Raw genomic sequence first — 12,685 nt, 5'->3', positions numbered from 1 at the left:
TACGACGAGCTTTTCACTCACATGTGTGCATACCTTCACGAGCTCTGCACCGATATGACGCACCACCATGATCTTGCTCATCGCACGCGAGCAAACCGGGTGGACGGATCGGAACCCGACAGGTATCGACGCCCGGGGTGAGTGGGCGGAGAGGGCGAGGCGTGAGGCGCAGCTCAAGAAGGAAAGGGGCTCCGCAGACTATGTCGATCATTGATAGTAAGGTTTGCACGAAAAATCGCTGGTGCAAAAACTTCTATAGCCGATGGTCTTTTAACGATCACTTGAACAAGTTAAAAGAGAGTGATTACGAAGGTCTTCTCCCTTAAGGATTTTATTATTAAACATCCCATTGATCGCGCGTAAGTCATGACCCGTAAAGAATGGAAGCTCGCTAAGATTCAGACTTACCGCCTCCGTGAGGTACGCAAACAGGCCAGACTCACACCGACCGACCTCGCAGAACGTATTAGAGTCAGAAAATGTCAAATCTCCCAAAGCAAAACGGCAACTTAGATAACACAAAATGGGCACAATTCGGCGTTATCTCAACTAGTTGGCGGCGGATTAGCTACCGAATATATCGATCACTAATCAGCGCTTCCTAGTGACGTTATGACGAAAAACACACAAGACCCCTACAGGCTACTTGGGCGATTCGTCATCCTGTCCCTTAAACCAGTGTTTGGATTGCTTCACAACTCCACGCATCCACCGATTTCTTTCGACAATTTCCCGCTGCCGTTCGGGAGACACGCCAAGTTCATGCAGGATATTCAAGGTTACGACAGCCCTAGTGACCTCTACGATTGCGAACAATTCCTCCAGTGAATGATTTTTAGTGGCGGCTGTATGCGCGAGCTCATTACGCGCACGCACTGCCTTCTTCGCCCACAACTCGACGTCCAATACAATTTTCGAGACCGCTTGCTGGTCCGGCCTGGCGGCGAGTGCAAGCAACCGTTCACGGAGTGTCATCCTATTTTGAATCATGGATTTAAAGCGCGGACGTAGGTCTTTGGGTGCTTGAGTGAGCATATTTTCACGTATTTCACCGAATACTTCTTTAGGCATGGGTAACTCATCTATGCCTAGACTTTGATGCAGCGCTTCAGCAGCACCAACAGCCATAAGTATCAAACTTTCAATGTAACGGTCTGATGCATAGTGGAACACAAGGAGCAGGTTCGTCGCCGGGAGGAGACTTTCGCACACATCTAGCCAGCCTAAGATAACCCTCTCAAAGATTGCGCTATCACAAGCTAAAAGCATATGGCGACGTTCGACATCTTCAGCCTTGGAGTTTCCTACTATATTAGGCGGATAGATTACATCGACTGTTAACGCAGCTTTATCACTTTGAAAACTTGAAGCTAAATTCATAGTTTTTAAACGCAACCATATCACTCCAGCTGCGCGGTGAGCTGCGAACGTTATTAGGCTCTGGATTGATTGAACACGCGAGATTGCACTTCCCAAAGAATAGGGAATGGGTGACGAAAACTGCATGTACACAGCATTGGTGATGGAATTGACATCCATACCGGGTTTCCCATCGTCAACAAAATCCGAAGGGTATCGACCTAAAGCAAACTCTTCGCCACTATCACTCTTTACTCTCACCCCAAAAACATCCGAATCGCAAAAAGGTCGCGACGAAACGGCCCAACTACCTAAGTTTTCAACGGAAACTTGCCCTATGGAGAATTTTGGCTCATTCTCACTATTTACATGAGCACCAACGAGAGCAATTTCCGCCACAATAATCTGCTTCTCAAGCTTTATCGACTCATAGCAGACTCGATGCGGAGTATACCTAGGCGCGCCATCTATAAGCGTGATTTTGCAATCCTCAGCATTACCGAAAATTACATCCCACTCCTGCGTGCATGCTCGAATGGTGGTCACATTATGCGAGGATCTTTCTATGCTGCGGTCATCAAACCCGCCAATTAAGGATAGTTCGAGACCCTTATGTTTGTCATACCGAAGCGCACCATCCACTTTATTGTCCGGATTGCCCGGTAGCCACCAGTGGCCCGACCACTCATAGGAACCGTCAAGATTTAATGGATCACTCATCGTATTTCTTTCCTCATCAATCAACATTACAGCTATCATTGTGATACCGCCCACATTTATTGTCAAGCAGTCCTTACCAGCGCGAAAGCAGGCTCGAATTATTCAAATATCCCATCCTCGAACAAGGGAGACTCTCCCCTATCGAGATAGCGCGTACGTGATTATTCCCTGAGCGCTCGGCAAACCCACTCCGTCCACTCACACACCGTCATCACACAGCCCACCCTCGCCCCCGCCCCTAAACAACAAAACACCCTGCCAAGCCGAAGCCTGGCAGGGTGTTCGTTACGCCCTTACGGAGAGCCGCGTGCATGATCCATACACGCCGATAAACGTCTCACTGCTACACGCCCTAACGGACCAATAGCGAGACCGCATCAGTCACCAGACCGCCTATCAGCCCGATAACCTCGCAGCTCACTTCCTAGCCGACAAGCTGCCGCAGCACGTACTGCAAGATGCCGCCGTGACGGAAGTAGTCCGCTTCTCCGGGGGTGTCGATGCGCACCACGGCGTCGAAGCTGGTTTCTTTGCCGTCGGGCGCGGTGGCAACCACGTGCACGGCGCGCGGGGCGGGACCGTTCGAGATCGCAGCGATGCCAGAAATCGCGAAGATTTCTTCCCCGGTGAGGCCAAGAGATTCAGCGTTTTCACCTTGGGGGTACTGCAACGGCAGCACGCCCATCCCAATCAGGTTTGAGCGGTGGATGCGTTCAAAAGATTCAGCGATGACCGCCCGCACTCCGAGGAGTTTGGTGCCTTTAGCTGCCCAGTCGCGCGAGGATCCGGTGCCGTATTCCTTGCCGGCGAGTACTACGAGCGGGACGCCCGCTGCGGCGTAGTCCTGGGCAGCGTCGTAGATAAACGCCTGTTCACCGGTCAGGAAGTTCTTGGTGTAACCGCCTTCGACGCCGTCCAGCAACTGGTTTTTGATCCGAATGTTGGCGAAGGTGCCGCGGATCATCACTTCGTGGTTGCCGCGTCGGGAGCCATAGGAGTTGAAATCCTTGCGCTCAACGCCGTGTTCACGCAGGTATCGTCCGGCCGGGGAGTCGACCTTAATCGCTCCAGCTGGGGAGATGTGGTCGGTGGTGGTGGAGTCACCGAGTTTGGCCAGCACCCGGGCACCGGTGATGTCGGTGACTGGTTCCGGGTCGCGCCCCATGCCCTCAAAGTACGGGGGTTTGCGCACGTAGGTGGAGTCCTCGTTCCACGCGAAGGTGGCGCCGTCTGGGGTTGGCAGGGCGCGCCACCGTTCGTCGCCGGTGAAGACATCTGAGTAGTCCTTGCGGAACATTTCCTGCGTGATGCTTCGGGCGATGGTGTCTTCCACGTCGGCGGGTGAGGGCCAAATATCGCGTAAGAACACCTGGTTGCCGTCGGGGTCGGTGCCGAGCGGGTCGGTCTCGAAGTCGAAGTCCATCGTCCCCGCCAAGGCGTATGCGATGACCAGCGGCGGTGAAGCCAGGTAATTCATCTTCACGTCGGGGTTGATGCGGCCTTCAAAGTTGCGGTTCCCGGACAACACGGCGGTCACTGCAAGGTCGGCGTCATTGATGGCTGCGGAGATCTCTTCGGCGAGCGGGCCAGAGTTCCCGATGCAGGTGGTGCACCCGTATCCCACCAAGTGGAAGCCGAGTTTTTCCAGGTAGGGCCATAGTCCAGCGGTTTCGTAGTAGTCGGTGACCACTTTGGATCCGGGGGCCATGGAGGTTTTCACCCATGGCTTTGCGGAAAGGCCCTTGTCCACGGCGTTCTTCGCGAGCAATGCGGCGGCCATCATCACTGACGGGTTTGAGGTGTTGGTGCAGGAGGTGATGGAGGCGATTGACACGATGCCGTGGTCGATGGTGAAGTCGTGCCCCTTCACCGGGGTGGGTTTGCTTGCTCGGCCGACGACGGCGGTTTTTTCCGGGGCTGAGCTTTCGCCTTCGGGGTCTGATTCCGGTGTGGCGGGGTCAGAGGCGGGGAACGAGGATGCCACGTCAGCTGCTTCGTCTGAAGCCTCTGCATCGGCACCGACATAGCTGGGAAGGACCTGTCGGAAAGCCTTTTTCGCGTCGGTGAGCACGATCCGGTCCTGGGGGCGCTTCGGGCCGGCGATGGAGGGCACAACGGTAGACAGGTCCAGTTCCAGGTATTCGGAATAGACCGCCTCGCGGGAGGGGTCCAGCCACATGCCCTGTTCCTTTGCGTACGCCTCGACGAGCGCAAGCTGTTCATCGCTGCGTCCGGTCAACCGGAGATAGTCGATAGTCACATCGTCGATGGGGAAGATGGCACAGGTTGAACCGAACTCCGGGCTCATGTTCCCGATGGTGGCGCGGTTTGCCAGCGGTACCGCGGCGACCCCTTCGCCGTAGAACTCAACGAATTTGCCGACCACGCCGTGTTTGCGCAGCATCTCGGTGATGGTGAGCACCACGTCGGTGGCGGTGGCTGCGGGCGGGATATCGCCGGTGAGTTTGAACCCGACGACTCGTGGAATCAGCATGGACACCGGCTGTCCGAGCATGGCTGCTTCGGCTTCGATACCGCCAACCCCCCAGCCGAGAACACCGAGACCGTTGACCATCGTGGTGTGAGAGTCGGTGCCGACGCACGAGTCGGGGTAGGCGCGCAGCACGGTTTTGCCGTCGACCTCAACCTCACGGGTCATTACCGTTCGGGCCAGGTATTCGATATTGACCTGGTGCACGATCCCGGTGCCGGGCGGCACCACTTTAAAGTCGTCAAATGCTGTCTGGCCCCAGCGCAAGAACTGATAGCGTTCGCGGTTGCGCTCGTATTCGAGCTCCATATTGCGTTCGAGCGCATCGAGGCGACCCGCGATATCGATCATCACGGAATGGTCGATCACCATTTCGGCGGGGGCTAGCGGGTTAATCCGGTGCGGGTCTCCCCCGAGGTCGGCCACAGCTTCACGCATGGTGGCGAGGTCCACCACGCAGGGGACCCCGGTGAAGTCCTGCATGATCACGCGCGCTGGGGTGAACTGGATTTCGGTGTCCGGTTCGGCGCTGGGGTCCCATCCTGCCAAGGCGCGGACGTGCTCCTCGGTAATGTTGGCGCCGTCTTCGGTGCGCAGAAGGTTTTCGAGCAGCACCTTCAGGCTGTAAGGAAGCCGGTCGGCGCCCTCAACTGACTTGAGCGCATAAATCTCGTAATCCTGAGAACCGACGTTGAGCGTGGTCCTCGCACCGAACGTGTTGATAGTGCTCACGATGCACTCCTTCGCGTGGTGGGTGACCCCTCACCTGCCGCGCGACGCGACGTCAGCGGACGAGCCGGAAATCACCACTATCTTGATGTCAAGATAAACCTTATCATTCATGACGCGGTGTCAGCATCACAACGCACTCGACGTGATGGGTGTGAGGGAACAGATCCAATGCCCGCACCTCAGCAATCGCCCAGCCGCTGTCTTCCGCCACCCGCATATCCCGGGCGAGGGTAGCCGGGTCACACGAGACGTACACGATCCGACGACGCGCCGCGCGACACAGCACGCGGGTCAGCTCCACTCCAGCACCAGCCCGCGGCGGGTCAAGAACAACCACATCGGGACGCTCAGACTGTTCCCGAGCCCACCTCGCCGCATCAGCCGCGACCGCTTCAGCCCCGGGATATCCCACCAGGTTTGCCCTCGCATCCGCAGTCGCCCGAGCCGAAGCCTCCACTCCGACCACGTGACCGGTGATACCCACGGCCTCAGCCAGCGGCACCGTGAACAACCCCGCACCGGAGAAAAGATCCCACACCCGGTCGCCAGGCTTCGCACCGGCCGCTGCCATCACCGCTTCGACCAGTACAGACGGCGCTTTACGATGAATCTGCCAGAACCCGTGAGCGGCCACCTGGTAGTGGCGTTGCATATCGCCCTCACCGACGACCTCAGATACTGTTCCACTGCCGCGCAGCGTCCTGAGATCACCGCGCCAGCCCGCGAGCACCTGGATCCCGTCCCACGCGCTCGGTAGCGCCTCCAACAGGGTTCGCAGGGTGTGCTCAGTGCGCTGTGCCGCCGGAATGCGCTCATCTACACGAAGAATGACCGCCGGCACATCGTTACTCGGGGCCACGACATCGACCCCGACGACATTCGCCGGAGGCGTCCACGACGTCACACCGAGCGCACGGATATCGGGAACAACCAACGGGTTCTCCCCCACATCAAAAACCTCATGGGAACGCCAGCCGCGCATACCGATCCGTCCGTCGCTGACCGCAAACTGTGCCCGCGTGCGCCACCCTAAACCGTCGTGGTCCCCAGGGGCAGGCTCCACCTGGACCTCCTCGAGATCCAAGGTCCGCACCCGGGCGCGGCGCAAAAGATCCTGCAACACTTCGGTTTTTAACCGTCGCTGCGCCGGCAGCGCAATGTGAGCGAAATCAGCTCCTCCGACTCCACCGATCCCAGCCTCCGGCCACACCGACGGCACCCTGTCAGGCGATGGGTCTAAGACCTCAACGGTCTCGGCTCGCCAAAACCGCGCCGTTGCGCGCTCAGCCGAATCATCGAGCAATCTGGCCACCACGGTTTCACCCGGTGCCGTTCCGCGCACGAACACCACCCGGCCCTCGTGCCGCGCCACAAACGTACCGCCGTGGGCTGCTGCACCGCAGGTCAGCGTCAGCAGCTGCCCTTTGCTCCCCCGCGCTGTCCGGGAGGGCGGCTCCTGCTGGTCCTCAGGTGGGAACTCCCCGTTCACGAGCTTCCGGTCCTTTCTATGGGTGCGCCGGCCACCCGCTGCTCCTAGCGTGCCGCCAATCTCGGAATATCACCGTCGGCCTCTGCCTGCTGGATCGCCCGACGCAACGAGGTTAACTGCCAGGGCACGGATGCCACGACCACATGGGGAAGGATCTGCAATCTGGCCTTGAGCCTACGCGCTGAGTGGTTGTGCAAGATGGATTCCCACCAGTGTCCCACCATAAATTCAGGGATATAGACCACGACTACGTCGCGAGGGCTGCGCCGATTCACCGTTCGGATGTAATTCAGGATCGGTCCCACGTAGTCGCGATACGGCGAATACAGAATCCGCAGCGGAACCTGGACATCTTGGCTACGCCATTGGTCAACCAGCTCCGCGGTGTCGCTATCGTCCACCTGCACAGTGACGGCCTCGAACGTGGTGTGCCGGTTGGCCCCCGCCACCCCCATGGCGAGCAACGCAGGTTTATTCAACACCGACACCAGCACGATGCCGTGCGAGCGCGAGGGATGCACCGACACCGATCCGGGTTCGGCCACTGCCCCGCTGTCCTCGGAATCCTCAGGATCCTGATCGACCCGCAGTTCCTCCCGAACCCCGGCATAGTGTTTCGAGATCATCGACATAGCGACCCACAGCAGCGCCATCGCAGTGACCGCAACCCACGCGCCGTGCGTGAACTTGGTGATCAACACGATGACGAGCACAGTTGTCACCATGGCAAAACCGATGGCGTTGGTGACGCGGTTTCGCCTGAAATGCCTGCGCTTACGGGCATCGGCTTCAATCGCGAGCAGTCGGGTCCAGTGCCGGATCATACCGAACTGGCTGAACGTGAAAGAGACAAAGACTCCCACGATGTACATCTGGATCAGGAGGGTAACTTCCGCTCCGGTGACCCACACCAGCAAAATCGCGGTCGCCGACAGTGCCAAAATCCCGTTGGAGTAGGCCAGACGGTCTCCGCGCGACCTGAGCTGCCGCGGCAAATAGCCTTCCTTCGCGAGCACACTGGCGAGGTTCGGAAAACCGTTAAACGCCGTATTAGCGGCGAGGAAGAGCACCAGACCCGTCACAAAGGAAATCAGATAGAACAGGGGGCTGGAGGCATGGAACACTGCCTGCGCGACCTGACCAATCACCGGGATCTGCCGATAACCAGCCGGAATTGCCTCCCCGTGTAAGCGCAGCTGAGCATGCGGATCTTCGACGAAATGCACCTCGGTAACGCGAGCCAACGCGATAATGCCCAAAATCATGACCGAGGAGATCCCGCCGAGCAACAACAGCGTGGTGGCCGCATTTTTCGACTTCGGCGGGCGGAAAGACGGCACACCGTTGCCGATCGCTTCCACCCCGGTCAGCGCGGCGCATCCGCTGGAGAAGGCGCGCAGTACCAGGAAAGCTCCGCCGAGGGCGGTCAGTCCCTGTTCAAACTGGGTGGCCGGAACAATCTCAAAGTTCGCGCTCGGAGCGGTCTCCAAACTGCCGGTGAGCGCTTTAACCCCGCCCCAGGCCAGCATTAGACCAATTGAGCCCATATATAGATACACGGGGACCGCCAGCACGCGACCCGATTCTTTGATACCGCGCAGGTTGATCACCGTGAGCAATGCGATCAGCGCGATGGTGAGGATCATTTCGTATCCGTGCAACACCGGAAGCGCCCCGGATGCGTACTGGGCGGCCTGCGAAATCGAGACAGCGACGGTCAGCACATAGTCCACCAGCAGCGCCGACGCCACCACGCGGCCAGCGCCCCCACCTAAGTTGGTGTGCACCACCTCATAGTCGCCACCACCGGAGGGATACGCTTCGACATTCTTGCGGTTAGTGAGCACAACCACCGCCATCACCGCGACCACGGCAACCGCAATCCACGGACTGAGCGAATAGGTCGCCACACCGGCCAAGGCGAGCGTCAATAAGATCTCATCCGGCGCGTACGCAACAGAACTCAGGGCGTCGGAGGCGAAGGTCGGAAGCGCGATGCGCTTGGGCAGACGGGTGCTCTCGAGGCGGTCGCTGGCGAACGCGCGACCCACCACGAGACGCTTTAGGGTTTGAAATGCGCCGGGCACACGCATAAGGGTAGCGTCCACGAGCCTGTTCCATGACAGCAAACGGTCCTTACGGGGATAATGTGGTGGCCGCTGCGTTTTCCGGCGCAGTTTCTATCATTCACACCGTCGCCTGATCGGGTCGACGCGGAAGGAGACATCGTGCACTTCGTGATTATGGGGTGCGGGAGGGTCGGCGCGACCTTAGCGCGCCAGATCGAAGCTATGGGTCACAGCGTGGCAGTGATCGACCAAGATCCCCGCGCCTTCACCCGGCTCGGCGCATCCTTCGGCGGTCGTTGCGTAACGGGCATCGGTTTTGACCGCGAGACCTTGGAAGAAGCCCAGATCCATGAGGCGTATTCCTTCGCCGCCGTCTCAAGCGGCGACAACTCCAACGTCATCTCCGCGAGGGTCGCCCGGGAAACCTTCGGCGTCAAACATGTGGTGGCCCGGATCTACGACCAGCGACGCGCGGAGGTGTACGAGCGCCTAGGAATCGCCACGGTGGCCTCGGTAAAATGGTCCGCGGCCCAAGTGATGCGCCGTATGATTCCCGGGAATCCGGCGCACGAGTTCACGGATGTCTCCGGGTGCTTATCCATGCACGAGATTGATGCCGACCCGTCCTGGACTGGCACCTGCATCAGCGATATTGAACGCCTCACCCGCGGTCGCGTCGTCTATCTGACCCGGCTCGGCGACGGCGTGCTCGTGCGCCCGGGGGACTTACTCCAGGAGGGCGACCGCATCCACCTCATGGCACCGGTGGCCGAGATTGATGAAGCTGAGCTCGTTCTCGCCCACCGCAAGGACGATAAAGAAGGGTGAGACAACCTCGCCTTTCCCGTCTCTCGCCCACAGCTTGCCGTGGGACCAACAGCCATAGACCCTAGGCCCTTCGGGGCAACCCAGACCCAAGGCCCCGCGGGGCAGCAAGAAGAGGACATCAACGATGCGTATCGCCATTGTCGGAGCCGGAAGCGTTGGCCGTTCCATAGCCCGGGAACTAGTCGGTAAACGACACAATGTGTTACTCATCGACAAATACACCACCCCAGAACGCCTAGCCCATGTGCCGCAAGCGCAGTGGCTCCAGGGCGATGCCTGTGAGATGAGCGTGCTGGCTGAAGCCGACCTCGCATCGGTGGAGGTGGTGGTCGCTGCGACCGGTGACGACAAAGTGAACCTAGTGGTCTCTCTGCTCGCCAAAACAGAGTTCGGGGTTCCTCGGACCGTAGCCAGGGTGTCGCATCCGCGCAATGAATGGATGTTCGATGATCAATGGGGAGTAGACGTCGCCGTCTCGACCCCGCGCATCATGACCTCCCTGGTTGAGGAAGCGGTTTCCGTCGGGCGGGTGGTGAAGATCTTCGAGTTTTCTCGCAGCGACACCCAAATGGTAGAAATCACCCTGCCTGAAACCTCCCCCATGATCGGGCGCACGGTCGGTTCGGTGCGCTGGACCCCGGGATGCGTTCTAGTGGGAATTATCCGCGACGGTAAACCTGTCGCCCCCACCGCTCACGACGCGCTCGAGGAACGCGACGAATTGCTGTTCCTGGCCGAGCACGGAAGCCAAGAAGCGCTACAGAAGCTTTTAGTCCCCCGCGAAGTTGAGGCGACCACGGCGTCTTTACCCGTGGTCAAACCTAGCTCGCACTGAGCCACTACCGGACGACATCACGCCCCCTCGGCAGACTCATCGCATTTATCTCGCCGCGAAGCCGTTGCCCGGTCGGCAAGCCGTTGCCCGGGGCTCGCTTCAGTCAAAGGGTCCCATGCAAGAGACTGCTCCCCCATTCACAGAGTTCCCCGCGGGCACGGGGCTATTTCGCCAAATCTGGGGAGTTTTGCGATGCGGTCGGGGTCGCACCGCGTTGACGCATCTTCAACGCCCGATGCATCATCCAGCAAATCCATAGAGTCAGCGCAAACAGCGGCAGACCCATCACCAGTTTCGCCACCCCCAACGCGTCACTTGCACCCGCAAAGTATAGCGGCGCCTGCACAGCGAGCTTGAGTGCGAACAACCCCACAAAAACCCAGGTGGCTGCGGTGTAGGTGCGGCGGGCATCGTCGTCGTTGCGCCAGGTACAGGTGTTCTTATCCAGCACCGCCACCAGCACCCCGATAAGGGGCGTCCGCGCAAAGATCGTGACCAGCAGCACCACCAAAAACACCGCGTTATAAATCAGCCCGGGCACATAAAAGTCCGAACCGTCACCAGAGCGAATGGCCCACACCGCACCGATCACAATCCCGATCGCGCCACCAATCACCGGCGACAACGGAAGCCGCTGGATAAGGCGTGCGATCGCGAGCACCACGACAGCGACAACCGAGAAGATCCCCGGCACCATCACATCGCGCAGGATCACAAACAGCACCACGAACAGAAGCGTCGGTACTACCGATTCGATCACACCGCGCCATCCACCCATGGCGTCGGCGACAGAGAATTCATCGCTGGCAATCACACTCGCCGTACGGATGGGCCTTTCTGGCGGCGTCGATAGCCGTGATGACGGGGTTGACACCACGTCAACAGATGGCGTGTTCGGTAAGCGCTCCGCGTTCTGGTTCGGGCTCGATTCCATGTCGTCAGTCCTCTTCAGCGCTGCGATGAAGTCGGTAGCGCGGGTTGTACATCACACGTCGGCCATCGCGGCGAGCCGCAAAACCCTCGACGCTCAGCCTAGCTCCTGGCACAATACCGTCGATATCGTGCCGGCCAAGCCACACCAAAGTGATGGTTCCGGTCCCATCGTTCAGGTCGGCCTCCACGCTAGCGGCTGTCTGCTTGGGGTGAAGAACCATTGAGGAAATAAACCCGATCAGCTTGACCTTCCGGCGGTCGGTGATGGCAGCCACGCTGTCGTATCCAGCTTTGGCGGCCTGTTCCTGAGCCAGCCGGGCGTCGTGTGACTCCGCCGATGCAAAAAAGGCCTTCAAGCGGGAGCGTAAGGTCAACCGGGTGGGCAAGGTATCCGTCCTTTCGGATCTGCCGACGGCACAGGTGACACCGGGGTGATTCTCATCCGATTTCCGTGATTTCGGGTCCGCGCTCTAACGGCTCCAAACCGGGGGTGTTGGTCGGAGTTAAACCCGGACGCTGGCCGGGCAGATGCAGCGGGATGAGTTCCTGAGGTGCCATAGCTTCCCGTCCGCGCACGACCACCACATCGGACAGAACCCGTTCAATATTGCGGGCTTGGTCAGGGTGTCCCACCGCAGCCCCGGAGATAATGGCCCGAACAAACCATCGCGGTCCGTCGATGCCGACGAAACGAGCCGGCCGGTATCCGGTGCGTCCGTCTCCGCGCCGCACCGGTAGCCTCGCGAGCAGTTCCGCCCCAAAAGGACCAGTAGATGCTTCTGCGGTTCCACCCTGGTCAACCACGCTCTCGCGCAGGGCTGGGCGCACTTCGTCCCACAGTCCTCGCGACCGAGGAGCTGCAAATGCCTGGATCTGTAGCGATGATCCTTCGATCAGCACATTAGCCGCGGTGACGGTTCCGCTGGCCTGGTCGACCTCCATACGCAATTCCATGCCCGGGATCATGGGGATGTGAATGCCACCGAGATCTAACCGATCACGTTCTGGGGCGTCCTGTTCATCCCACGGCCCGCCGCAGAGGTACTCATTGTCGCCATCCGTCGTATTCCCGTCGACTGCTCGGGCCTGATCGTGGGTGTGGTCATCGTGAGCCTCGACCGTCTCGTCGATGCCGGATTCCTGGTTCGTCGAATCAATCTGGGTCTGATCCTCGGATGTGCTGCGACGCTTAAACAAACCCAATGCGTTCACTCCTTTTTATGCCTGTC

The 12,685-nt window shown here is 59.2% G+C and carries 9 protein-coding genes; 2 read left to right on the top strand and 7 right to left on the bottom strand.

The features are described 5' to 3' along the window. Positions 1-642: 642 nt before the first annotated feature. The 4 genes from BN1724_RS01315 to BN1724_RS01300 all read right to left on the bottom strand — a co-directional run bounded on the left by BN1724_RS01315 (position 643) and on the right by BN1724_RS01300 (position 8,884). Complete coding sequence (locus BN1724_RS01315) at positions 643-2,106, bottom strand: ApeA N-terminal domain 1-containing protein (RefSeq protein WP_058233912.1); 1,464 nt, start codon at positions 2,104-2,106, stop codon at positions 643-645. A 397-nt stretch (positions 2,107-2,503) separates the two neighbouring features. After that, complete coding sequence (locus tag BN1724_RS01310) at positions 2,504-5,302, bottom strand: aconitate hydratase (RefSeq protein ID WP_058233911.1); 2,799 nt, start codon at positions 5,300-5,302, stop codon at positions 2,504-2,506. A gap of 103 nt (positions 5,303-5,405) precedes the next feature. Continuing rightward, a complete protein-coding gene (locus BN1724_RS01305; protein ID WP_084252651.1) occupies positions 5,406-6,791 on the bottom strand; it encodes a class I SAM-dependent RNA methyltransferase in 1,386 nt (461 codons plus the stop codon). 44 nt (positions 6,792-6,835) lie between these two features. Continuing rightward, entirely contained in the window at positions 6,836-8,884 is a 2,049-nt protein-coding gene (locus tag BN1724_RS01300) for an APC family permease (protein WP_058235663.1), read from the bottom strand. Positions 8,885-9,019: 135 nt separating this feature from the next. Between BN1724_RS01300 and BN1724_RS01295 the strand changes: the two genes are divergently transcribed. Together BN1724_RS01295 and BN1724_RS01290 are read left to right on the top strand one after the other, a co-directional pair. Then, positions 9,020-9,688: a potassium channel family protein gene (locus BN1724_RS01295; RefSeq protein ID WP_058235662.1), complete on the top strand. Its 669-nt coding sequence runs from the start codon at positions 9,020-9,022 to the stop codon at positions 9,686-9,688. 124 nt (positions 9,689-9,812) lie between these two features. Next, positions 9,813-10,523: a potassium channel family protein gene (locus BN1724_RS01290; RefSeq protein ID WP_058233910.1), complete on the top strand. Its 711-nt coding sequence runs from the start codon at positions 9,813-9,815 to the stop codon at positions 10,521-10,523. 163 nt (positions 10,524-10,686) lie between these two features. Here the strand turns inward: BN1724_RS01290 and BN1724_RS01285 are convergent, their stop codons facing one another. The 3 genes from BN1724_RS01285 to BN1724_RS01275 form a co-directional block, all read right to left on the bottom strand. After that, complete coding sequence (locus BN1724_RS01285) at positions 10,687-11,457, bottom strand: DUF3159 domain-containing protein (RefSeq protein WP_084252650.1); 771 nt, start codon at positions 11,455-11,457, stop codon at positions 10,687-10,689. Positions 11,458-11,461: 4 nt separating this feature from the next. Next, positions 11,462-11,812, bottom strand: a complete 351-nt coding sequence (locus BN1724_RS01280) for a single stranded DNA-binding domain-containing protein (protein WP_231928115.1) — start codon at positions 11,810-11,812, stop codon at positions 11,462-11,464. 82 nt (positions 11,813-11,894) lie between these two features. Continuing rightward, positions 11,895-12,668 carry a DUF3710 domain-containing protein gene (locus BN1724_RS01275; protein WP_084252649.1) on the bottom strand — a complete coding sequence of 258 codons (774 nt, stop codon included), beginning with the start codon at positions 12,666-12,668 and terminating at the stop codon, positions 11,895-11,897. Positions 12,669-12,685 lie beyond the last annotated feature (17 nt).

Source organism: Devriesea agamarum (genome assembly GCF_900070355.1).
GTDB classification, from domain to species: domain Bacteria; phylum Actinomycetota; class Actinomycetes; order Actinomycetales; family Dermabacteraceae; genus Devriesea; species Devriesea agamarum.
Note: the sequence above shows the minus strand (reverse complement) of the source record. Positions and strands in the feature narration are given on the sequence as shown.